Consider the following 23308-nt stretch of genomic DNA (forward strand, 5'->3'; position numbering starts at 1 on the left):
GGGTGGCGGCGAGCTCGCCTCGTCCCTCTCCGGCGCGGACGCCAACAACTACACGATCTCGTCCGTGGCCGCCACGGGCACGATCACGGCCCAAACCATTAATCCCGGCCCGGACGACAACCCCGATCCTGAGTACCTTGGCGTTAAGATTTCCGAGCCCGAGGATCAGACCTACAACGGCAACTACCAGACGCCTAAGGTCAAGGTCACGGATAGCGAGGGCAAAGAGCTTGAGCTCAACGCTGACTACACGGTTGACTACAAGAACAACGTGAACGCCACGCCGGGCGAGGATAATTACGCCACCGTTATCATCACCGGCACCGGTAACTACAAGGGTACGGTTGAGAAGCACTTTGAGATCAACCCTGCTGCCGCGGTTATTGTGGTGGACGACAGCTCAAAGGCCTATGAAGAGGACGACCCTGAGTTCACCGGCTCTGTCGTGCTCGACAACGATGAACGTGGTCCGCTCTTCACCAACGTGGAGACGGGCAGTGTCGATACCTTGGGCAACATCAGCTATACCCGCGACAACGCTGAAACGGGTGATGCGGGCAAGTATCCTGAGGTGCTCAACGCCTCGGTGGATAACCTCAACCCGAACTACACCTACAGAGTGGAAAAGGGCGACTTCGAGATTGTCCGCTCCGGCGGCAACGTGGTGACCATCACGACTGCGGCCGATGGACGCACCAAGGTCTATGACGGCGAGCCGATCACCATCGAGGCCAGCGCCTCCAAGGGGAACTCCAAGCTGCAGTACTCACTTGACCAGCAGACTTGGTCCGAGGAGAAGCCCAGCCTCACCGACGTTGGCAGCCTGACCATCTACGTGAAGGCCACTAACCCCAACTACGAGGACTCCCCCGTGGTGAGCGCGACCGTTCAGGTGACTCCGCGTACCGTCACGGTGACCACGCCGAGTGGCACCAAGGTCTACGACGGCAGCGCACTGACTGCCGAGGGCAAGGCCGAGGGCTTCGTCGAGGGCGAGACCTACACCTTCACGACCACTGGGTCACAGACCGAGGTTGGCAGCTCGACCAACACCTACGCGATTGACTGGAACGGTACGGCCAAGCAGTCCAACTACACGGTCGCCGAGAACCTGGGCACCCTGACGGTCACGCCGCAGTCCATCAACCCGGATGACCCGACGGATCCCGATCCCAGCGATCCGACCAAGCCCGTCTACACCGGCGCCGAGGTGAACTACCCGGAGGACAAGATCTACAACTCCGAGGACCAGACCTGGAAGCCCACGGTTACCGATCCCAACGGCACCGTCCTTGAGGAGGGCACGGACTACACCGTCTCCTACTCCACCGACGACCGCACGAACGTGACCGGCCAGATTACCGTTACCATCACCGGCAAGGGCAACTACGCCGGCACGGTCACCAGGACCTACCAGATCCTGCCCAAGCCCGTGACCCTCACCATCGACGACCAGACCAAGGTCGCCGGCGAGGCCGACCCGAGCTTCTCGTCCACCTATGACGAGGGCGCCTTCTACGAGACGCCGTACTGGCAGGGCTACTTCGTCCGCGAGAGCGGCGAGGCCCCGGGCACGTACGCGGTCACGCAGGGCACCTTCCAGCTGGTCGACGGCGACGGCTTCCTGGCCGCCAACTACGCGCTCACCGTCGTCCCCGGCACGCTGACCATCACGGCGGCCGCCAACGGCAAGGATGACGTCACACCGGTCGACGACAAGAAGACCGATGAGACCGTTGAGGTCACCACGGAGGCCCCGATGCCCAAGACGGGCGACGCCACGGACAACGTGGCTCCGGTGCTTCTCGCCATCGGCGGAGTGGCCGTGGTGGCAGCGGCGCTCGAGGTCAACAGGCGCCGCCGCAAGGAGCAGTAAGGTTCACGCGCTGAGCGCGGCAAGACCCTGAGCGAGCCCCGTCTCCCTTGTGGGAGGCGGGGCTCCCGTTGTCTTCGGGCGAAAAAAAGATTGTAATTCTCGTCAATTTCGTACCCGGGGGTGTAGCAGAAGGTAGACTTTCTGGCCCCGCCCCGCAGAGGGCGTTGCGATCAAACAAATGCCAGCTCGGACGCTCTGCGAACATCCGCCGGCACCCCTGACGCCCCAGTACCAAAAAGTCTACGTTTTGGGATTGCGGGAATGTCGGGAGGTTGGCGCGTGAGCGGGGCGAACGACTCGTTTGAGCAGGCAGAGGGCGCAACGGAGACGGCGCAGGCCGCGAGCTCCCCACACAGGCGCGGCCCCAAGAAGCATCGCTTCACCAAGACGCAGATGGTCCTGCTGCGCTACATCGCCGGCGAGACGCTGCTGCACGGGGGCGTCGAGTGCTCAAAACGCCAGCTCGCCGAGATGACCGGGCGCAACGTCAAGACCATCGACCGCTGCCTACTGGGCCTGCGCCGGGAGGGCGTGATCGAGGCCCAGCCCCGCTACGGCGAGAACGGCACCCAGCTGGCGAGCTGGTACCGGACGGTATCCTCGGTGGACCAGGGTGCCGTGACGCGCGAGGAGTAGGGTCTCGGGCGTGTCCCCCGGGCCGTCGGGCGAGAAGCCCGGCGGCCCGTTTTTGTGTGCGCCGCCTGCATCGCGCACGCGGCAAAGTCCCCCGCCCCATCGCCATGCCTGGTTGAACCCAACAACTTCGCTCGCGGATTACCCCCGTCTTCCAAAAATATACTGGGGCCCACATTTCACTATCATGAAGGGTGCGTGAATGCGGCGCACAGGCCTGTCGCGCCGCTCGGAGGAGTGACATGCATGCGTCGGGTACTCAGACAGGAGCGCAAGTTTCTCGTGGACCTGGCCACGTCGTCGTGGCTGCAGGGCCGTCTGCGCGCCGTGCTGCGCGAGGACGAGCACAACGGACCCCTCGGCTATCGGGTGCGCTCCCTCTACTTCGACACCCTCCACTCGCGCGACTTCGCCGAGAAGCTCATGGGCACCAATCCCCGGCGCAAGGTCCGGCTGCGCGTCTATGACCCGTCCTCCGCCCGCGCGCTTCTGGAGGTCAAGCAGAAGGACGGCGAGAACCAGCTCAAGCGCTCGCTTCCCTGCTCCCGCGCCGAGGCGGAGAGCCTGATCGAGGGCAACCCCTCATGGATGCTCGCCCGTCCCGAGCCCTTTGCGCGCGAGCTCTACGGCCTCATCCGCATCAACGGCTACCGGCCGGTCTCGGTGGTGGAGTACCGCCGCCGCGCGTTCGTCGCCCGCGAGCTGCGCACGCGCGTGACCTTTGACGGCGAGATCCGCTCGACCGAGGCCAGCCTCGACGTCTTTGACCCGGGGCTGTGCCTGCACCCGGTGCTCGACCCCTTCAGCGTCGTGCTGGAAGTCAAGTACAACGGGTTTCTTCTGAGCTACATCAAGGACCAGCTCAACGCGGCCGAGAAGCGCGAGATCTCGGTGAGCAAGTACGCGCTGAGCAGGGACGTGACCATGGGATATCAGTTCTAGGTTTGGGGGAAGGAACGTGAAGCAGGAACTCTATCAGCTTCTCCAGGGATCGACCTCGGTCGTGGGGCTCGAGGACGCCGCGCTGCGGGTGCTCATGTCGGCCATTCTGGGTCTCGTCATCTTCCTCTCCTACTGGATCTCGCATGCGGGGACCATCTACTCGCAGAAGTTCAACGTCAACCTCGTGACGCTCACCGTGCTCACGGGCACCGTGATGATGGTCATCGGCTCCAACGTGGCCCTCTCGCTTGGCATGGTCGGCGCGCTCTCCATCGTGCGCTTTCGCACGGCCATCAAGGACGCGCGCGACACCACCTACATCTTCTGGGCCATCATCTGCGGCATCTGCTGCGGCGTGAGCCAGTTTCTCGCCGCGGCCGTGGGGAGCGCGGCGGTGTTCCTGCTCATGCTGGTGCTCGGCCGCATCCGCAACGACGTCCGGACGCTCATCGTGATCCGCTCGGCCCGCGCCCGCGAGCTCGCCGTCGAGGGCGCCGTCTACGATTACCTCTCTGCCCGCGCGAGCCTTCGCGTGAAGAACACGACCGAGTCGTCCGTCGAGTTCATCTACGAGGTCTCGCGTCGCGACCTCGATCGCGCCCAGCAGGCGGCGGGCGTCCCCATCACGGAGAAGCTCTACGCGCTCGGCGACATCGAGTACGTGAACGTCGTCGCCCAGAACGACGAGATCGGCAGCTAGCGTGAGGGGCGCACCATGAGGAACCGGGTCATCGCGCTTCTCGCCTGCGTCGCGGTGGTCGCGGCGGCGGTTCTGGGGCAGCTCGCCCTGGGGCGAGTCGAGGGCGAGCGGCAGGGTTCCGACCGCTACATTCAGCACGAGCGGGCCACCCAGCTCTCCGATCTCTCGGCCGAGGACCAGGCGGCCGCGTCGTCGCTCAGCACCGATCCGCAGACCTTTGCGTCGCACCTGCCCGTGGTCTCCATAGACACGGGCGGTCAGGAGATCCCGGGCGCGCCCATAGAGGGCACAGCCTCGTCGGAGGAGGGGTCGGAGGTCTATCTTGACGGCGACGCTCCCGACGTCCGCCGCACGCCGGCCGAGCACACCCTCGCCGCGGACGGCCGCGAGACCATATCCGCGGGCTTCTCGCTCTACGCCACCGACGGCTCGGCCAACCGCCTGACCGACGAGCCTGCCATCACCACGCGCGCGGAGATTCGCTACCGGGGCAACTCGTCCCGGCACTTCGACAAGAAGGGCTATCGGGTCAAGTTCACCCTCGAGGACCGTGAGACGAGCAACGACCTCGACGTCCTCGGCATGGGCGCCGAGTCGAGCTGGGTCCTGCACGGGCCCTTTCTCGACAAGACGCTCATACGCAACTACCTGGGTATGAACGTGGCCGGACAGATCATGGACTACGCCCCCGACGTGCGCTTCTGCGAGCTCTTTGTGAACGGCGAGTACCAGGGCCTCTACCTGCTCATGGAGAGCGTCGAGGAGGGACCCGACCGCCTCCCGCTCACGGAGTCGGACCGGGGCAGCGCCGCGACGAGCTACATCGTGCGCCGCGACTGGTACGACCCCACGAGCCCGGGCTCGATGGACGACCTGCTCTATGACATCGCCGTCTCGCGCTACGCGCCGATCGAGATCGTCTACCCGGGGACGCGGACGATCACGGACGACCAGCGCGCCTGGATCGCCTCCGACCTCAACTACATCGAGAAGTGCCTGTACTCCTACGACTATGACACCGAGCCCTACTCCTACGAGGAGCATCTCGACGTGGACACGTTTGTCGACTACGCGATCATCAACGAGTTCTCCGCCAACCTCGACGCCGGGAGCTACTCCACCTACTTCTATCGGGACGTGCGCGGACTCTTGTGCGCGGGCCCCGTGTGGGACTTCAACAACGCCTTTGACAACTACTCCGACGAGAGCCAGCTCGGGCTCGGCTTCTTCATGCCGGGTCAGCCCGTCTACTTCATGCTCTTCAAGGACGAGGCGTTCGTGGAGCGGACGATCGAGCGCTATCGGGAGCTGCGCGAGGGAGTCCTCTCGGACGAGTACCTCACGTCGTTCGTTGACGAGACGGTGGCCTATCTGGGTCCCGCGGTCGACCGAAACTACGCGGTGTGGGGGTACTCCTTTGACGCGGGGAGCATGGACGCGGACAACCGCCTGAATCCCGTGGAGCGCAATCCCGCCTCCTTCGAGGAGGCCGTCGATGACATCAAGACATTCATCACCGGCCGCGGTGGGTGGCTCGACCGCAACATCGAGAACCTGCGCCAGTACAGCCACGAGTCGGCGAACAAGCGCTACAACCACTAGGAGGCGGCATGAGGCGCTACATCATCGCGTGCGCGGTCCTGCTTCTTGCGGCCCTGGGTCTGACCTACGCGTTCTATGTCGAGGGAGTCTACCTGGGCGGGCATTCGGGTGAGGTCTCGACCTTCGTGCGGCAGGAGGGCAAGTCCATCTACCTCGACCAAGGGAGCGGCTACGAGGAGTTCGAGATTCGCGGCGTGAACCTCGGCGTGGGGATTCCCGGCCACTTTGCGACGGACTACGCCATCGACAAGCAGACCTACCTGCGCTGGTTCGACGACATCAAGCAGATGGGGGCCAACACCATCCGCGTCTACATCCTCCAGGGCCCGGCCTTCTACGAGGCGCTGCACGAGTACAACGCGGACAACCCCGACCCGCTCTACGTGCTCCACGGCGTCTGGATAGAGGACTACGTGCAGAACTCCCACATGAGCGCGTACGACCCCGAGTACCTCGACCGCTTCATTGACGACACGGTCACCATGATCGACGTCATCCACGGCAACAAGATGCTCGAGCTGGGTGACCTCTCCGGCAGCGGGAGCTACACCTGGGACGTCTCGCCCTGGGTCATCGGGTACATCCTCGGCGTAGAGTGGGAGGCGCCGACCGTTGCCTATACCGACGCCGAGTGCGATGACCAGGCAAGCTACCAGGGAGAATACCTGTCGACCACCGCAGACGCCTCGCCCTTTGAGGCGATGCTCGCCCGCGTGGGCGACCGCGCCTTCCAGTACGAGTCGGAGCGCTACGGCGAGCAGCGCCTCGTCGCGTTCAGCAACTGGGCCACGACCGACCCGTTTGACTACACCGGTGGCATCGAGTCCTATTTCGACAAGTACGAGAGCGTGGACGTGGAGCACATCGTCCTCAGCGACAAGGTGCTCTCGGGCACCTTTGCCTCCTATCACGTGTACCCCTACTACCCCGACTACCTGCGCCACATCGAGGAGTACTGGTCGCAGACCGACCCGCACGGCAACGTGAACACGTACTACACGTACCTCCGGCTCCTCAACGAGCATCACACGGTGCCCGTGGTCATAGCGGAGTTCGGTGTCTCGACGGGACGCGGGATGGCCCAGGTGGACGCCAACACGGGGCGCAACCAGGGCAACATGAGCGAGTCCGAGCAGGGAGAGGCCCTGGTCCAGTGCTACCGCGACATTCGTGAGGCGGGCTGCGCGGGCTCGATACTCTTCTCCTGGCAGGATGAGTGGCTCAAGCGCACCTGGAACACGATGGCCTACGTCGACCTGCTCAAGACGCCCTATTGGAGCGACGCCCAGACCAACGAGCAGTACTTCGGGCTTCTCGCGTTTGACCCGGGCGAGGAGCGCTCGGCGTGCTATGTGGACGGCGACGACGAGGAGTGGTCCGCGGACGACGTCATCGGCACCGCCGACGGGCGCGAGCTCTCCGTCAGGTACGACGAGAAGTACGTGTACCTCATGGTGAGGGGCGAGGACGTGGGCGAGGGAGGAAGGCTCTATCTGCCCATCGACACCACGCAGAAGAGCGGGTCGACCACCTGCGCCGATCCCGCGCTGTCCTTTGACCGCGCCGCCGACTTCCTGGTGGTCCTGGACGGGCGAGAGGGCAGCCGCGTGCTGGTCCAGGCGCGCTACAGCGCGTTTCGCGCGATGTTCCTGCGCTCTGCCACGGGCGAGGACCCCTACGTCAACCCGCCCGAGAGGGACAGCCCCGAGTTCGTGCCCATCCAGCTGCTCCTGCAGAACCTGAGCGACTACACGGCCGTCGAGGCGGCGGACGGCGCCCAGTTCGTTGACGGGGACTACTATTACCTCTCCTACGAGACCGGGGCGCTCCGCTACGGCGACGGCAACCCGGCGCACGAGGGCTTCGACTCGCTCGCCGACTTCTGCTACGGGGACGGTCTCGTTGAGATCAGGCTGCCGTGGCAGCTTCTCAACTTTGGGAACCCATCGGAGATGCAGATCCACGACGACTACTACGAGCACTGGGGCGTCGAGTTCACGGGCATTGAGCGGATGTACGTGGGCGTGGGCGACGGGTCGGACACGATCAGCCTGCTCGAGCAGCCGCTCGAGGGCTGGGGCACGCACGTCACCTACCACGAGCGCCTCAAGGAGAGCTACTTCATCATGCAGCAGCTCTGGGGCGAGGACGTGAGCGCCGACGCCCTCCTTGCCGACGGCTCGCCCGAGCTCGCGGAGGCTCGCGAGCGCGCCCGCGCGCAGGCGGGGGAGCGGTTGGGTGATGCGGCATGATCGCCCAGCTCATAGTCTGGTTCTACGGGTCCGTGTCTATTCTGGTGATCGCCTTCAACATCGCGTCCAGCGTCTGGGGGCGCCTCTATGAACGCCTGCTCGCCCGGTGGGCGGGCCGGGAGGCCGAGCGGTTCGAGGAGGAGGTCGCCCGGAGCATGGAGGAGGGTCCCTCCGAGGGGCACCTGGCCAGGGTCGAGCGCCGCCTGCGAACGCTGTCGGGGATGGAGTCGTTCGACCGCGTGATGGAGGCCCTGGGACGAGAGGACCCCGGCTTGCGCGAGCGCTACCTCGCGCGGCTCGCCCCGGTCTTCGACCACCTCGCGCTGCGCGCGCCCCAGGGAAACGTGCTCAGGAGCGCCTTTGCCTCCTACCTCGCGCGTCGCTGGTATCGCGCGGACGCGCCGTCCGAGGCGCTCATGACGTACCTGCGCGGGCAGCTGTCGGCGCCGGCGGTCCACGCGCGCCTCAACGCGTTCGAGGCAATCGTGGGGCTCGGCAGCCCGAACGACATCGTCCACGGCCTTCGGGACCTGGGGGCCACGGGTCTGGTGCACAGCCGTCGCCTCGCCTCCGAGGCGCTTCTGGACTACCGGGGCGATCGCGACGAGCTGGCCAGCGCGCTCCTCGGAGCCTTTCCCGGGCTCCCCACCTATGGGAAGCTGTGCGTCCTCAGCTACCTGCGCCTCGCGCACGTGGGGCGCTACGGGGTCGGCGGCAACGCGCGGCGCGACCGGTGGCGCCTGGTGCGCGACGTCATGAGCGACGAGCACGAGGACCGGGAGGTCCGCCTCGCCTGCATCCGCTTTTTCAGGAGCAACGTCTGGATGCCGGTGGCCAAGCCCCTCGCGGCCTTCGCCCGCTCCGGCACCGGGGAGTGGGAGTTCGCCGCCGTGGCCGCCACGGCGCTGGCGTCCTACCCGGGCGCCGACACGGTGCGGGCCCTCAAGGGGTGCCTGAGCAGCCCAGTCTACCAGGTTCGCTTCAACGCCGCCCGCAGCCTCTACGAGCTCGGCCTCTCGCTCGAGGATGACCTTGCCGACGTGCTCGAGGGTCCGGATCGCTATGCGCGCGACATGCTGCGCTACCGGTGGCAGGTCGAGGAGGGCATCCTGTGAGTCCAGTAGCGGCGTTCGTCCAGGCGTTCCTGTGGGCAGTGGGCGGGTTCTTCATCCTCTACCTGATCGGATACGCCACCTTTCTGTTCCTCTCGGTCGCCGTGGGCGCCTCGGTCCTCAACCAGCGGAAGAGGGAGGAGCGCTACCGCGCCCATGTGGCACGCGACTGCTTCGTGCCGGTGAGCGTCATCGTGCCCGCGCACAACGAGTCGGTGACCATCGTCAGCTCGGTGAGGTCGCTCCTGACGCTCGACTACTCGCTCTACGAGGTCATCGTCGTGGACGACGGCTCGACCGACGCCACTGCCGAGCGCCTCATCGAGGCCTTTGGGCTCACGAGGATCCAGCGCCCCATCCGCAGCGTGCTGGGCACGCGTCCCGTGCGCGAGGTCTGGATGGGACGCGTCGGGGCAGTCGGCGTGCCGGTCACGCTGGTGCGCAAGGAGAACGGCGGAAAGTCGGACGCACTCAACGTGGGAATCAACGTGTCGCGCTTTCCCTACTTTGTGTGCATGGACGCGGACTCCGTCCTGCAGCGGGACTCGCTGCGCGAGATCGTGGCGCCCGTGATCGAGGACGACACCGTGGTGGCGGTCGGCGGGCTCGTGCGCCCCGCCAACGGGGTCACGATACGGGACGGCCGGGCGCAGGGCTACTCGCTGCCGCGACGGATGATTCCCGCGATGCAGGTCCTGGAGTACGACCGGTCGTTTCTCTCGGCGCGCATCCTGCTCGACCAGTTCAACGGGAACCTCATCATCTCGGGAGCGTTTGGGCTCTTTCGCAAGGACGTCGTCGTGGCAGCGGGAGGCTACGACCCCAACACGGTGGGGGAGGACATGGAGCTCGTCACCCGCCTGCACGTGTTCTGCCGCGGCAACCAGATCCCCTACCGGATTCGCTACGCGCCCGACGCGGTGTGCTGGAGCCAGGCCCCCGAGACCATGGGCGACCTGCTCCGTCAGCGGAGGCGCTGGCACACGGGCCTGTATGAGTGCATGCGCAAGCACGGGCGCCTCTTCGCCAACCTGCGCTACGGCCCGGTGGCGGTGCTCTCCTACACGTACTTTCTGATCTACGAGCTGCTCTCGCCGATGATCGAGCTGTTCGGCCTGGCCACGGTCGCGGTCGCGTTTGCGTTCAACTTCATCAACGTTCCGTTCATGGTGGTCTTCTTCCTCGTCTACGCGCTGTTCGGCGCGGTCATGTCGCTCACGGCCTTCTTCACGCGCGCGCAGACGCGCGACCTGCGCCTGACCCTCGAGGACGCGCTCCGCGCGGTGCTCCTCTCGCTGTTCGAGGTCACGGTGATGCGCTTCGTGTTGGCGGTGACGCGGATGCTCGCGCTCGTGGGATACCGAAGGCGCCGCGGGACGTGGGACAAGGTGGCGCGCACCTCGCTCGATGGCGACTGAGCCGCCCGTCGCCCGCGTCGCGCAAAAAACAGGGGAGGGCGTACAATATCAAACATCCGCCAATCGCCCATGGGGGGCGGGCAGCGGTCCAACGACGAAGGGGGCGGTCCCATGACCAGCGAGGAACCTCGGGAGCTTGTGGCCCCGTTCGTGGTGGGGATTGGCGCCTCGGCCGGCGGCGTGGAGGCGCTGCAGGATCTGTTCCAGGCGCTGCCCGCCACCTCCGGCCTGGGGTTCGTGGTGGTCCAGCACCTCTCGCCCGACCATCGCAGCCTCATGGCGGAGATCCTGGGCAAGCACACCGACATGCGCGTGACGCAGATCGAGCGCGACACCGAGATTGAACCCAACACCGTCTACCTCATACCGCCCAAGAAGAACCTCACCGTGTCCGACGGCCGGCTGCACCTGGCCGACTACGACCACACGGTGCTCAACCACCCCATCGACATCTTCTTCACGTCGCTCGCCGAGGAGTACCGCGAGCGCGCCATCGCCGTGGTCCTGTCCGGCACGGGCACCGACGGCACGAGCGGCATCCGCGCCGTCAAGGACGCCGGGGGCCTCACCATCGTCCAAAGGCCCGAGAGCGCCAAGTTCGACGGCATGCCCAAGAGCGCCATCTCGACCGGGCTGGTCGACTGGGTCCTGCCGCCCGAGAAGATCGGCGAGGAGATCATCAACTTCACCCGCTACCACCTCGACGTGATCGAGCACGAGGGCGAGCGGCTGTTCAGCGACGAGGACAGCCTCTCGCGCATCTACCAGGCGCTCAAGCAGCGCAGCGGCATCGACTTCACGCACTACAAGCGCTCGACCATCGTGCGTCGCATCGAGCGGCGCCTCATGGTGACGCACGCCTCGTCGCTCGCCGAGTACGCCGACAAGCTCGAGGCCTCGCCCGACGAGACGGACGTCCTCACCAAGGAGATCCTCATCGGCGTGACGAGCTTCTTCCGCGACGCGCCGTTCTTCGAGGTCCTCAAGAACAAGGTGATCCGCAGCATCGTGAGCGCCGGCTCCGACGGGGACCCGATTCGCGTCTGGAGCGCGGGTTGCTCGACGGGCGAGGAGGCCTACTCCATCGCCATCCTGTTCAAGGAGGTGCTCGACGAGCTCCAGGTCAGGCGCGACGTCAAGATCTTCGCCACCGACATCGACGTGCGTGCCATCGAGAAGGCCGGCAAGGGCGTCTTCTCGGAGAGCATCATGGAGGACGTGACGCCGGAGCGCCTCGCGCGCTTCTTCGTCCGGCGCGACGACACCTACCACATCGTCAAGGACATCCGCCAGATGGTGATCTTCGCGCCGCACAACATGCTCTCCGACCCGCCCTTCGGCAAGCTCGACCTCATCAGCTGCCGTAACGTCATGATTTACTTCCAGCCGGTGCTGCAGCGCAGCCTCTTCGCCATCTTCCACACCGCGCTCAAGAACGGCGGCTACCTCTTCCTGGGCAAGAGCGAGACGGCCAACGAGTACCCCGACGTGTTCCAGCCGGCGTGCTCCACCGAGAAGATCTACGTGCACAACGGCGCGGGCAAGATGGAGAGCCCCGTCCCCACCACGTTCAACCTGCCCTCGGTGCAGGCCGTGATGCCCCGACAGGCGCACGTGGAGAAGCGCCCGTCCAACGGCTACGGGCTTGAGTCGCTCTACACGCGGTACCTCGAGCAGTTCCTGCCGGCGTCCGTGATGGTCAACGAGGCGAACGACGTCATCCACTTCTTTGGCAACTACCTCGACTACGTGAGCATCGCGCCCGGACGCGCCACGTTCAACCTCTTCACGATCATCAACCACGACCTGGCCCTGGCCGCGTCCACGGCCCTCTCGCGCTGCCGGGCCGAGAACGTCACGGTGACCTACGAGGACATCAGTGTGCAGACGCCCTCCGGGCCCCGCGTGATCGACCTCGTGGTGGCACCCGTCACCATGCCGGCCAGCGTCGAGGCCCAGCTCACCGCGGTGCTCTTCCGCGAGACGCGCGCGATTCCCGCCGACGGCGTGGTCGAGAAGTACGACATCAACGAGACCACCGCCCGGCGCATCGCCGACCTCGAGGCCGAGCTGCGCGACTCCCAGAACAACCTCCAGTCCACGATCGGCGAGCTCGAGACCGTCAACGAGGAGCTGCAGGCCGCCAATGAGGAGCTGCTCACGGCCAACGAGGAGCTGCAGAGCTCGAACGAGGAGCTGCAGTCGGTGAACGAGGAGCTCTACACCGTCAACACCGAGTACCAGCAGAAGGTCGACGAGCTCACGATGACCACCAACGACCTCTCCAACTTCCTCTCGTCCACGATGATCGGCATCCTGTTCATCGACGAGAACTTCAACATACGCAAGTTCACGGAGTACGTGGGCCGCGAGTTCCAGCTCATGAACCACGACGTGGGCCGTCCGATCCAGATCTTTGCGCACAGCTTCCCGCACGAGGACATCGTGGCCGACGCCGAGCAGGTCCTCAAGGACCTGGCGCCCATCGACCGCGAGGTGGTGGCGCTCAGCGGCAAGTGCTACACGCTGCGCATCGCTCCGTACCGCACCACCGAGAACAGCATCAAGGGCCTGGTCATCACCATAATCGACAGTCTCGGCGCCCCGCGCTAGCCCGCTCGCCGGGCCTGCGGGGCCGCCCGCGCTAGCGGCGGCCGCGCCGCAGGTACTTCTCCTCGAAGAGCTCGGGGGGCATGGGCTTGTCGTAGTAGAAGCCCTGGCAGACCGCGCAACCCTCGGCGACAAGGGCGCGCGCCTGCTCGGGCGTCTCGACCCCCTCGGCGACGCAGGTCATGTTCCGGTCGGCGCAGATCTGTGCTATGCCGCGCACGAACGCGCAGCTGACGTCGTTGCCGGGCACGCCGCTCACGAGGCTGCGGTCCAGCTTCACGGTGTCAAACGGCACGTTGGCGAGCACCGAGACGCTGGAGTAGTGCGAGCCGAAGTCGTCGAGGGCGACGCGCATCCCGAGCGCGCGGAAGCGCTCCACGAGCTCGGTGAGCGTCGTGCCCCCGAGGTCGATGGCGGTCTCGGTGACCTCCATCTCGGTCAGCTCGGCGGGGACGCCGGGATAGCGGCTCATGATCGCGAGGACCGACGCGAGCGAGGTCGGGTTCACGAGCGTGGCGCGCGAGAAGTTGGTCGAGACGGGGAGCGCGGCGAGCCGTCGGCGCGCCCACGAGCTCATGAGCGCGAGGGTGCGGTCGAACACGAAGTAGTCCAGCTTGCTGATCTCGCCGCTCTCCTCCAGGCGGTCGATCTCATGGGTGGGCGAGCCGGCGCTCCCGTCCTCGCCCACCACGCGCGCGAGTGCCTCGGCGCCCACGAGCCTCCCGCTGCGCATGTCGATCTTGGGCTGGAGATAGACCGTAAACCGCCGCTCGACGGCCTGGTCGCGTGCGGGGACGCGCGTCGGCAGCTCGTCTATGCCCAGCGGCCTCTCGTCGGACGCGTCGGGCGGCGCGGCGCCGACGTCGTGCGCCGCGATGACGCGCGCCTCGTCGACCACGTTCCACGCGTCGCTCGCCCTGTCGGCCCACGCGCTTCCGAACCGCGCCTCGCCGGCGTGCTCGGCCACGAGCGCGGCCCGGGACCTCGCGCAGCGCCGGACGAAGAACTGGTAGGAGGAGTTGGGGGCGAGTGCCACGAACTCCGCGTCCGCCGTGCGGAAGACCGAGCTCGCGCCAAAGTCCTGCTCGAGGGTTCGCCTGATCGCCTCGTAGAGCGCCAGGGCATGCGAGAAGCCCCGCCTGGAGACGAGCGCGCCCACCTCCGCCACGCTCACGACGAGCGCGCCCAGCGAGCTCCATGCCCCGGAGCCCCCCTCGCTCATGGCGCGCTCGAGCTCGCGCAGCCCGGGCATGCCCCCGAGGCCGTCGGGTGCGTCGGGGGGCTCGCGCCGCGGCGCGCGGGAGGGGAGGCGCCACTCACGGAGCGCGTGCGCGGCGACGCAGCGGGCGAGGCCCCAACTCTCGTAGTTGCGCGCGGGGTCGTCCACGCAGAGCGCGAGCGAGCGCTCGTTGGTGTGCGACACGGGAACGATGCAGAAGCGCCATGTCTCTCCCGCCCGCCCATGGTCCCCGTGCGGCATGGGGAGGCGCGGCTTGGAGACGAAGACCGGCTCCGGGGCGTCGACGTTGCGCATGATGAACGGGAAGCGCGAGATGGGGGCGCCGGAGAAGCGGCCCCTGATGCTCGTGCTAGCCGAGTCGACCCACTCGAAGGGGATGGACATCAGGTTGTCGTCGGAGGTCGCCATGACCACGTAGACGCGACGGGCGCCATAGTAGTTGCCCAGGTCGCCGAGCGCGGCGCCGACCGCCTGTCGCGGCGACTCCGCGTCGAGCATCGCCGACGCGATGCGAGCGAAGGCGCGCAGCTCCCGCGGAGGGAGAAGGTCGACGTCGGACGCGGCGAGGCTCGTGCCCTTCTCGCCGTCCGTGCCACCGTCCGGGCAGCGCTGCGCCACGGGCTCGCCGACGGGCCCTCGCGTGCTATGGTCGCTTCTCGTGCTCACCTATCACCTCTTCTCATGCGCCCCAGCAGGGGCGCGGCCTTAAGCCTTCTAGCAATGGGTTCGATTATGGCTCGGGGGGGGGTGTCTCCCCGGCGGCCCCGCGGCTGGCGCCGGGGGTCGCCGGGCCGGTGGCGCTCGGGTCAAAGATCTCGGCATGGGTGGTCCCGCGCCCGTCGTGCTTCGCGCGATAGAGGGCCGCGTCCGTCTGGAGGAGCAGCGCCTCGAGGCTCGCCGCCATGCCCGGCACGCAGACCACGCCGGCGCTGAAGTCACAGGTCGCCCCCGCCTTGCTCCGGCAGCAGGCGCGGAAGAGCTCGCGCACGTGGTCGATGCGTCGGAGCAGAGGCGCGGGGTCGGCGAGCCCGTCCACGAGGACGAGAAACTCGTCACCCCCGAAGCGCCCGATGATGTCGCTCGGGCGGAACTGCTCCCGGAGCAGCCGGCCCATCTCGGTGAGGACCTGGTCGCCGAGGGGATGGCCGAGCGTGTCGTTGAGCGACTTGAAGTCGTCGAGGTCGATGAAGGCGAGCGAGCACGTCACGGCGGGCCCGTGCTCGGTGAGGTACTGCTCCACCTTCTCGGTGAACGCGCGCTTGTTGTAGAGGGACGAGAGCGTGTCGCGCTTGCTGAGGCGCTCGTAGCGCGAGGACACGTCGTAGGCGTGCAGCCGGTAGCTCGCGATGAGCACGGAGACGACCACCGAGAAGAGCAGGCCCGTGGCGAGCTCGAAGAGGTCGTACTGCGCGACGAACGGGTCCTTGATCGTGACGACGAGGGCGAGGTAGACGGCCTCGGACGCGAGCAGGAGGCCATAGGTGAGCGCGTCGGGCAGCACGAACAGCGACGGCAGGGCAACGCAGACGAGCTGGGTGAAGCTGCTCGGCGCCTCCGGGTTGCTCACGGTGTCGAGCAGGATGACGAAGGCGTAGAGCCCCGCCTCGAACACAGCGCACAGCGCCGAGACCCAGCGCCGGCTGACCCTGGGCCCAAGGATCCAGACGAGCGCGCAGAAGGCGGCGCTCGCGGGAAGGAACGTGAGGTGGATGGCGGAGGGGCGCCACGAGTCGATCACGACGTGGGCAAAGGCCATGAGCAGGGCGATGAAGATCGTGGCGGCGGTTGACGCAAGGCGCAGGAAGCGCAGGTTGGCAGAGGCTATCTCGTCCCTGTCCCCGCTCAGGTAGGCGCGATTCCGCGCCAAGTGTCGTGAGATGGTACGCACGGGCGTCATCATGGTCATCCCTCGAGCTCAGATGTTCCCCCTCCCGCATTATCGCACATGCTCGGATGTGCCGGGAAAGGGGCCCCGTGAGCGCGGGGTCCTTCTCGCTCGTCGAGTGCGCGAAATTCCGACCGACCGGCGCGCTACCATGGGTGAAAGAGACCAAACCGCCCGCGAGGAGGACCCATGCCCAAGGTCATCGTCTTCGGAAGCATGAACATGGACCTGTCCGTGGAGGCCCCGCGCATGCCCGCGGCGGGTGAGACGCTCGCGGGCTCGGGCTTCGTCACGGCGGCGGGCGGCAAGGGCGCCAACCAGGCGGTTGCCGCCGCGCGCCTGGGCGCGGACGTGCGCATGGTCGCGGCCGTGGGCACCGACCCCTTCGGTGATGAGCTGGTGGCCGGGCTCGAGGCGGCCGGCGCGGACTGCTCGCTGGTCCGCCGCCTGCAGGACGTCCCCACGGGCGTGGCGGTGATCCTGCGCTCGGGGGGCGAGAATCGCATCGTGCTCTCGGCGGGCGCCAACCACGCGCTTTCGGCCGATGACGTGGTCTCTGACCTGCGTCGCATTGGCGAGCGGGGCGACGTTCTCGTGACGCAGGGCGAGTGCGACCCCGCGGCTACGGAGGCCGCCCTTCGCGCGGCCCACGCGCTGGGGATGCGCGTGCTCCACAACCCCGCGCCCGTGCGTCCTGAGCCCGACGACCTCTGGGCCTGCGTGGATCTCGTCTGCCTCAACGAGACCGAGTGCCAGCTCATCTGCGGCGTGCTGCCCACGGACGACGAGACGTGCCGCGCCGCGGCAGACTGGCTGCGCGCCCGGGGCGCCGGTACGGTCGTCATCACGCTGGGCGCGGCCGGCTCCTTTGCCGTTGGTCCCGACGGAACGGAGCTGCGCGTCCCGGCGCGGGAGACACGCGTGGTGGACACCACCGCCGCCGGCGACACGCTCGTGGGTGCCCTCGCCGCCGGCGCGGCGCGCAGCCTCTCGCTCGAGGAGTCGCTGCGCTGGGGCACCGTCGCGTCCTCCATCGCGGTGAGCCGGCTTGGCGCGCAGCCGTCCATCCCCACCGCCGCCGAGGTGGAGGCGGCCCAGTGAGCGCCGGGGCCGCCACGGGCGCCGCGCGCCGCCCGCTCGTCCTCGACTTGGACACGGGCATCGACGACGCGCTCGCACTCACGGTGGCGCTCGGCAGCCCCGAGGTCGAGCTCGCGGCCGTGACCTGCACCTACGGCAACGTCACCATGGACACGGCGGTGCGCAACACCCGCGCCCTTCTCGCGCTTCTCGGCCATCCCGAGGTCCCGGTCTACCGCGGCGCGGACCGCCCGCTCGGCGCGGAGGGGCCCTTCTCGCCGAGCGTCCCGGTGCGGCGCATCCACGGCGAGAACGGCGTCGGCGACGTTGAGCTGCCCGAGCCCGCTGCTGCGGACGCGCCGGACGCGACGGCGTTTCTGGAGGGCCTCGGCAGCGACGTCCTCTACGTGCCCACCGGGCCGCTCACCAACCTCGCGCGGGCGCTGGGCGCGAACCCGTCGCTGGTCACGGGCCTGTCGCGCGTGACGTTCATGGGAGGGGCGCTCGCCCTGCCGGGCAACGTGACGCCCTGCGCCGAGGCCAACGTCGCGAACGACCCCGAGGCGGCCGACGCGGTGCTGCGCTCGGGGCTGCTCACTCGCATGGTGGGGCTCGACGTCACGCACCAGGTCGTGCTAACGCGCGAGGACACCGCCGCCTGGCGCGCGCTGGGCACCCCGTCGGCGCGGGCGCTCGCGGACATGACCGACCACTACATTGCCACGTACGAGGCAAACAACCCGCTGATGGGAGGGTGCGCGCTGCACGACCCGCTGGCCGTGATGGCCGCCGTGGACCCGAGCCTGGTGGGCTGCCTTCCCGCCAACCTCCGCGTGGACCTGGAGGGCCCCACGCGCGGCCGCACGGTCTGCGACCCCGACCGCCTGCGCGACGCGCGCAAGACCTGCGAGGTCGCGCTCACCGTGGACGCCCCGCGCTTCCTGGGCGCGTTCCGCGAGCGCGTGCGCCGCGCCCTTCTCGCCGCCGCCTAGCCCTGCTGTTGCTGGTCGGGCGCGCGGAGCTTGGTGAGCGCCGAGTAGTCGACGTCGGCCGACGACGGGCGCATCGGGCCCGGCGCGTACCAGTCGAGCGCGCAGTCGATCCAGGCGTTCCAGAACGGCCACTCGTGCGCGCCGATGTCCGGCTCCCAGTAGGTGACGTCAAAGTCGGCGTCCTTGAGGAGCTTGACCAGGTCGCGGTTGTTCTGGCAGAGGTTGTCGTGCAGGCCGCACGCCGAGTAGAACCTGGGCTTGGGCAGGTCGGGGTTCTCGCGGAACTTGTCGATGAGCGCCACGTAGTCCTTGTCGGAGCCGATGACGGTGTCAATGTCGCCGAAGAAGCGCTCGTAGTACTTGCGCTTGCGCGGCGAGTGCGACTGCACGGCGTCCAGCACGCGGTCGCGCATGAACGCGCCCGACAGGATGATGATGCTGCCAAAGCGGTCCGGGCGGAGAAGCCCGTTGATGAGCGCGGTGTACGCGCCGATGGAGATGCCGGCCAGCGCGGTGTCCTCGCGCTTGGCGGACAGCGGGAAGAGCCGTCGCGTGAAGTCCACGAGCTCCTCGCTGATGAACTTGCCGTGCCACTCGTTGATCTCGGGCTTGTTGAGGTAGAGACCGTCCTCGCCGGAGGGCATCACGAGCGCGATGTCGCGCGCCTCGGCGGTTTCGACCACGTGGGTCTTGTCGATCCAGTCGACGTCGCGACCAAAGAGCCCGTGCAGCAGGTAGACCGTGCGATACGGCCCGCGGCGCCTCTTGGCCAGCTTGTCCCCGTCCATCTTGTCGGCGGGGATGACCACGGTGAGCACCACGTTGCGCTCGAGGTAGTGGGAGTAGAAGTCGACTCTGAGCAGTGCCATTCTCGTCCTCCCCGTGGGCTGCGGTCGTGCGTGCGCCGCGGCGCCCCGAGACTACAGGAGCCAGTCGAGCGCCTGCGGCAGGGCGGCGTTCCAGAAGTCCCAGTCGTGGCCGCCCTGCATCTCATGATACGTGACCTCGAGCCCGGCGTCGCGCATGCGCTGGGCGAGTACGCGGTCGGGCTCGGCGAGCGGGTCCTGGTTGCCGCAGGTCATGTAGACGCGCGGGCGCGGGCGGTCGCAGTAGACGAGGTCGGCCGCCAGGCGCGCCGGGTCCTTGTCGGAGCCGATGACCTCGTTGAGGTCGCCGAACGTCGACTCGAGGTACGAGCGCGAGAGGAACCACAGGTCGTCGGAGAAGACCTGGTCAAAGCCGCCCACGATCATGGCCGGCGAGAGCGCGATGATCGAGCCGAAGGTCTCGCAGTACCTGAGGCCGTTGCGCAGCGCGCCGTAGGCGCCCATCGAGATGCCGCCGATGAAGGTGTCCTCGCGCCGCGTGGAGAGCGGGAACATGCGGCGCGCCACCTCCACGAGCTCCTGGCCCACGAAGCGGCCGTAGTAGTTGTGGGTCTCGGCGTGGTCCAGGTAGAAGGCGTTGTAGCCCGACGGCATGATGACGGCGAGGTTGCGCTGCTCGGCCCAGGCGCGGATGCGGCTCTCGGAGATCCAGTCCGCGTGGTTGCCCGAGATGCCGTGCAGCAAAAACAGCGTCTTGAACGGCGCCTGCGTGCGCGGAGGGTAGGGCCGGGAGTCCCATGCGGCCTCCTGCGACGTGAGGTCGGCGCCGGCGTGGCGCATCACGGAGTCGGTGGCGTGGGCGTCGCCCTGGTTGTCAAAGGGGAGGATCGCCTCGAGTGTGGTGGTGCGCATGAGGGACGACGAGAAGTAGTCGACGCTGATGAGGGCCATGGGAGCCTCCTTGCGGCCGGGGGAGAAGAACGGCGCCCAGCATAGCACGCAGGCGCGTGCGGCGCGTGAGACACTGGGGACAGGTTCATTTGTCTCATTGCAGGAGTTATACGTTGGCGGGAGACGCCCCCTCTGGGGCGTCTCATCAGCTTTGCAATGAGACAAATGAACCTGTCCCCAGTGTCTCAGACGGGGTGGCGGACGGCGGTGTCGCGGAAGCAGAAATGGTCGGGCCGGTGGCGCGACTGCGTGCACTCGATGAGGATGCCCTGCGCGTCGAAGGTCTGGCTCGTGATGACCGCCAGGTAGTCGATGTCGCCGAGGTCGAGCAGGCGCCGGTCACGCGCGTCGGCGCGCTCCACGGTGATGGCGCGCTTGCTCAGCGCGATGGTGACGCCCAGCTCGTGCTCGGCGTAGTCGTAGACCGAGGTGCGCGCCACCTCCTCGGTGATCCCGGGCAGCGAGGAGGTCCGGAAGAGGTTGCGGTCGAGGATGAGCGCCTCGCCATCGATGCGGCGCACGCGCTCGACGGCCGTGAGCTCGCAGCCCGGCTCGAAGCCCGTCCTGAAGGCCAGGTCGTCGTCGGCCACGAGCGGCCTCAGGCTCACGACCTCGGTCCGCGCGTTGAGGTGCGTGCGCAGGTCGGCCTCGCGGAACGACTCGATGCCGCCCACGGTGAACGTGGTGCGCTCGGGCTCCCGGTAGACCACGCGCACGCCCTTGCCGTGGACCGGCTGCACGTAGCCCTGGTCGCGGAGCAGCCCGAGCGCGCGGCGCAGCGTGTTGTGCGAGCAGCCGAACGCCTCGGTGAGCGCGGCCTCGGAGGGGAGGAACGACTGGTAGGGATACGCCCCCTGCTCGATGCTCTCGCGGATGTCCCGATAGATGGCGTCGTAGCGCGCTCTCATGTGCCCTCCCTCTCGCAGGGACTCACCTTATTTGAATGAGCTTACCCCAAGGGGACGGGGCCATCATTCGACCGCTCACCCGTGATTTTCTACCGCTCGCCATGACGGTCAACTTATTCAAATAAGTAAGACCCATACTGTAGCCAACTTATTCAAATGAGTTTCTCGCCCAGCGAGAAGCCCGTTTGAGCGCAGGGGACGATCGATCGTCAGGGAAGGGAGAACCATGGCAAAGTACACGGAGGACGCCAAGCGCCTCCTCGAGCTCGTGGGCGGGAAGGGGAACATCTCCGCGGTCACCCACTGCATGACGCGCATGCGCTTCGTGCTGGTGGACCCGGACAAGGCCGACGTCGCCGCCATCGAGGAGCTGCCGAGCGCCAAGGGCACGTTCACGCAGGCCGGCCAGTTCCAGGTCATCATCGGCAACGACGTGGCCGACTTCTACAATGAGTTCACGGCCGTCAGCGGCATCGAGGGCGTCTCGAAGGAGGCCGCCAAGGCCGCGGCGGGCGCCAACCAGAACCCGCTGCAGCGCGTCATGGGCGTCCTGGGAGAGATCTTCGCCCCGATCATCCCCGCGCTCATCTGCGGCGGCCTGGTCCTCGGCTTCCGTAACATCATCGGCGAGATCAACTTCTTCGACGCCAGCGGCGCCTTTGACCTCGAGCACGGGACCCAGTCCATCGCCGACATGTGGACGTTCTGGAACGGCATGTACAACTTCCTGTGGATCATCGGCGAGGCGATCTTCCACATGCTGCCGGTGGGCATCTGCTGGTCGGTGACGCGCAAGATGGGCACCACCCAGATCCTGGGCATCATCCTGGGCCTCACGCTCGTCTCGCCGCAGCTGCTCAACGGCTTCTCCGCGGCCACCGCCACGGCCGAGGACATCGCCGCGCACACCTACGACTTCGGGTTCTTCACGATCCAGGGCACCGGCTACCAGGGCCAGGTCATCGCCGCGCTCATGGCCGCCTTCGTGCTCGTGGGCCTCGAGAAGCTCTGGACCCGCGTCACGCCCGAGGTGGTGCGCCAGATCGTGGTCCCGTTCATGTCGCTCGTGCCGTCCGTGTTCATCGCGTTCATCGTGGTCGGGCCGATTGGCTGGGCCATCGGCGACGCCATCGCCAACGCGGTGCAGTGGGGCCTGGGCTCCGACGTCCGCGTGCTCTTTGCGGCGCTCTTCGGCCTGCTGTACGCGCCGCTCGTGATGACCGGCCTGCACCACATGACCAACGCCATCGACACGCAGATGGTGAGCCTCTACAAGTACACCACCCTGTGGCCCATGATCGCGCTCTCCAACATCGCGCAGGGCTCCGCCGTGCTCGCCATGTCCGTGCTGCAGCGCAAGAACGAGCGCGCCCAGCAGGTCAACATCCCCGCGTGCATCTCGTGCTACCTCGGCGTCACCGAGCCCGCGCTCTTTGGCGTGAACCTCAAGTACAAGTTCCCGCTGGTCTGTGGCATGGTGGGCTCCGCCATCGCGGCCATGGTCTGCACCGGCTTCGGCGTCCAGGCGGTCTCCATCGGCGTTGGCGGCCTTCCCGGCATCCTCTCGATCGTGTTCCAGTTCTGGGGCATCTTCGCGGTGTGCATGCTGATCGCCGTCGTGATTCCGTTCGCGCTGACCTACGTGGTGGGCACCCGCAAGCTCGACGCGGCGCAGCGCGGCCTGACCGCCGGCGGCGAGAAGCCCGCGGCGCCGGCCGAGGCTGCCGCCCCGGCGACGCCCGCCGCTCCCGCCGCTCCGTCCGAGAAGCTCGACCGCGTGCTTCTCGCCCCGCTGACCGGCGCCGTGCACCCCATCGCGGACATGCCCGACCAGGTCTTCGCCAGCGGCGCCATGGGCGACGGCGTGGCCATCGAGCCCGCCGAGGGCACCGACACCGTGGTCGCGCCGGCCGACGCCACCGTGGCCGCCACGATGCCCGGCTCGTTCCACGCCATCGGGCTCACGCTCGACGACGGCGTCGAGGTGCTCATCCACGTGGGCATCGACACCGTGGACATGAACGGCGACGGCTTCGAGTGCCTCGTGGAGCAGGGTCAGCACGTGCGCGCCGGCCAGCCGCTCATGACCTTCTCGGCCGAGAGGATCCGCGCCGCCGGGCACCCCACTATCACCGCGGTGATCGTGACCGACGCCTCCGCGGCCGACGGCATGACGCTCGCCACGGGCATGGACGCCGCGGCGGGGGAGACCGCCGTGGCCACGTACCGAGCCTAGTCCCGCGGGGAACAGGGGGGAGCCGTGCAACACCCTCCCTCAAA

The 23308-nt window shown here is 67.5% G+C and carries 17 protein-coding genes; 12 read left to right on the forward strand and 5 right to left on the reverse strand.

The annotated features are described in order from the left end of the window. The 9 genes from ACWTSU_RS05055 to ACWTSU_RS05095 all read left to right on the forward strand — a co-directional run. A partial coding sequence (locus tag ACWTSU_RS05055) for an MBG domain-containing protein (RefSeq protein WP_455138791.1) occupies window positions 1-1876 on the forward strand: 1876 nt, incomplete at its 5' end. A 279-nt stretch (window positions 1877-2155) separates the two neighbouring features. Further along, complete coding sequence (locus ACWTSU_RS05060; protein WP_455138792.1) at window positions 2156-2512, forward strand: hypothetical protein; 357 nt, start codon at window positions 2156-2158, stop codon at window positions 2510-2512. 243 nt (window positions 2513-2755) lie between these two features. Next, a complete protein-coding gene (locus ACWTSU_RS05065) occupies window positions 2756-3451 on the forward strand; it encodes a polyphosphate polymerase domain-containing protein (RefSeq protein WP_455138793.1) in 696 nt (231 codons plus the stop codon). Between the two features lie 16 nt (window positions 3452-3467). After that, window positions 3468-4151, forward strand: coding sequence for a DUF4956 domain-containing protein (locus ACWTSU_RS05070; RefSeq protein WP_455138794.1), 684 nt, complete (start codon window positions 3468-3470; stop codon window positions 4149-4151). Between the two features lie 15 nt (window positions 4152-4166). Beyond that, window positions 4167-5753, forward strand: a complete 1587-nt coding sequence (locus ACWTSU_RS05075; protein WP_455138795.1) for a CotH kinase family protein — start codon at window positions 4167-4169, stop codon at window positions 5751-5753. An 8-nt stretch (window positions 5754-5761) separates the two neighbouring features. Further along, on the forward strand, window positions 5762-8005 hold the full coding sequence (locus ACWTSU_RS05080; RefSeq protein ID WP_455138796.1) for a hypothetical protein: 2244 nt from the start codon (window positions 5762-5764) through the stop codon (window positions 8003-8005). Further along, entirely contained in the window at window positions 8002-9120 is a 1119-nt protein-coding gene (locus ACWTSU_RS05085; RefSeq protein WP_455138797.1) for a hypothetical protein, read from the forward strand. The genes ACWTSU_RS05080 and ACWTSU_RS05085 overlap by 4 nt, the downstream gene beginning before the upstream one ends. Next, window positions 9117-10535 (forward strand): glycosyltransferase family 2 protein, encoded by a 1419-nt coding sequence (locus ACWTSU_RS05090; RefSeq protein ID WP_455138798.1) that lies wholly within the window; start codon window positions 9117-9119, stop codon window positions 10533-10535. Before ACWTSU_RS05085 ends, ACWTSU_RS05090 begins: the two co-directional genes overlap by 4 nt. 111 nt (window positions 10536-10646) lie before the next feature. Next, window positions 10647-13148, forward strand: a complete 2502-nt coding sequence (locus tag ACWTSU_RS05095) for a chemotaxis protein CheB (protein WP_455138799.1) — start codon at window positions 10647-10649, stop codon at window positions 13146-13148. 31 nt (window positions 13149-13179) lie between these two features. Here ACWTSU_RS05095 and ACWTSU_RS05100 read toward each other — a convergent pair whose 3' ends face one another. Both ACWTSU_RS05100 and ACWTSU_RS05105 read right to left on the reverse strand, forming a co-directional pair. Next, window positions 13180-15051 (reverse strand): EAL domain-containing protein, encoded by a 1872-nt coding sequence (locus ACWTSU_RS05100; protein ID WP_455138800.1) that lies wholly within the window; start codon window positions 15049-15051, stop codon window positions 13180-13182. A gap of 64 nt (window positions 15052-15115) precedes the next feature. Next, on the reverse strand, window positions 15116-16285 hold the full coding sequence (locus tag ACWTSU_RS05105; protein ID WP_455138801.1) for a GGDEF domain-containing protein: 1170 nt from the start codon (window positions 16283-16285) through the stop codon (window positions 15116-15118). A 174-nt stretch (window positions 16286-16459) separates the two neighbouring features. On the opposite strand from ACWTSU_RS05105, the gene ACWTSU_RS05110 reads away from it, so the two are divergent. Then, complete coding sequence (locus ACWTSU_RS05110; protein WP_455138802.1) at window positions 16460-17371, forward strand: ribokinase; 912 nt, start codon at window positions 16460-16462, stop codon at window positions 17369-17371. Beyond that, a complete protein-coding gene (locus ACWTSU_RS05115; protein ID WP_455138803.1) occupies window positions 17368-18342 on the forward strand; it encodes a nucleoside hydrolase in 975 nt (324 codons plus the stop codon). The genes ACWTSU_RS05110 and ACWTSU_RS05115 overlap by 4 nt, the downstream gene beginning before the upstream one ends. Here ACWTSU_RS05115 and ACWTSU_RS05120 read toward each other — a convergent pair. The 3 genes from ACWTSU_RS05120 to ACWTSU_RS05130 form a co-directional block, all read right to left on the reverse strand. After that, entirely contained in the window at window positions 18339-19211 is an 873-nt protein-coding gene (locus ACWTSU_RS05120) for an alpha/beta hydrolase (protein WP_455138804.1), read from the reverse strand. The two genes, ACWTSU_RS05115 and ACWTSU_RS05120, sit on opposite strands and share 4 nt — an antisense overlap. Window positions 19212-19262: 51 nt before the next feature. Next, window positions 19263-20120, reverse strand: coding sequence for an alpha/beta hydrolase (locus tag ACWTSU_RS05125; RefSeq protein WP_455136541.1), 858 nt, complete (start codon window positions 20118-20120; stop codon window positions 19263-19265). A gap of 185 nt (window positions 20121-20305) precedes the next feature. Continuing rightward, the gene (locus ACWTSU_RS05130) at window positions 20306-21028 is read right to left on the reverse strand and encodes a UTRA domain-containing protein (RefSeq protein ID WP_455138805.1); all 723 of its coding nucleotides are present in this window, start codon (window positions 21026-21028) and stop codon (window positions 20306-20308) included. A gap of 226 nt (window positions 21029-21254) precedes the next feature. Here ACWTSU_RS05130 and treP point away from each other — a divergent pair, with 226 nt between their 5' ends. Further along, the gene (treP, locus tag ACWTSU_RS05135) at window positions 21255-23264 is read left to right on the forward strand and encodes a PTS system trehalose-specific EIIBC component (protein ID WP_455138806.1); all 2010 of its coding nucleotides are present in this window, start codon (window positions 21255-21257) and stop codon (window positions 23262-23264) included. The last annotated feature ends 44 nt before the right edge of the window (window positions 23265-23308 follow it).

The sequence above is a fragment of the Thermophilibacter sp. genome (assembly GCF_966187215.1).

Bases quoted from the DNA above. Each gene is read 5' to 3' on its own strand.
- ACWTSU_RS05065 (WP_455138793.1), top strand. From the start codon at position 2,756: ATGCGTCGGGTACTCAGACAGGAGCGCAAGTTTCTCGTGGACCTGGCC.
- ACWTSU_RS05075 (WP_455138795.1), top strand. From the start codon at position 4,167: ATGAGGAACCGGGTCATCGCGCTTCTCGCCTGCGTCGCGGTGGTCGCG.
- ACWTSU_RS05080 (WP_455138796.1), top strand. From the start codon at position 5,762: ATGAGGCGCTACATCATCGCGTGCGCGGTCCTGCTTCTTGCGGCCCTG.
- ACWTSU_RS05085 (WP_455138797.1), top strand. From the start codon at position 8,002: ATGATCGCCCAGCTCATAGTCTGGTTCTACGGGTCCGTGTCTATTCTG.
- ACWTSU_RS05095 (WP_455138799.1), top strand. From the start codon at position 10,647: ATGACCAGCGAGGAACCTCGGGAGCTTGTGGCCCCGTTCGTGGTGGGG.
- ACWTSU_RS05105 (WP_455138801.1), bottom strand. From the start codon at position 16,285: ATGATGACGCCCGTGCGTACCATCTCACGACACTTGGCGCGGAATCGC.
- ACWTSU_RS05110 (WP_455138802.1), top strand. From the start codon at position 16,460: ATGCCCAAGGTCATCGTCTTCGGAAGCATGAACATGGACCTGTCCGTG.
- ACWTSU_RS05120 (WP_455138804.1), bottom strand. From the start codon at position 19,211: ATGGCACTGCTCAGAGTCGACTTCTACTCCCACTACCTCGAGCGCAAC.
- ACWTSU_RS05125 (WP_455136541.1), bottom strand. From the start codon at position 20,120: ATGGCCCTCATCAGCGTCGACTACTTCTCGTCGTCCCTCATGCGCACC.
- ACWTSU_RS05130 (WP_455138805.1), bottom strand. From the start codon at position 21,028: ATGAGAGCGCGCTACGACGCCATCTATCGGGACATCCGCGAGAGCATC.
- treP (WP_455138806.1), top strand. From the start codon at position 21,255: ATGGCAAAGTACACGGAGGACGCCAAGCGCCTCCTCGAGCTCGTGGGC.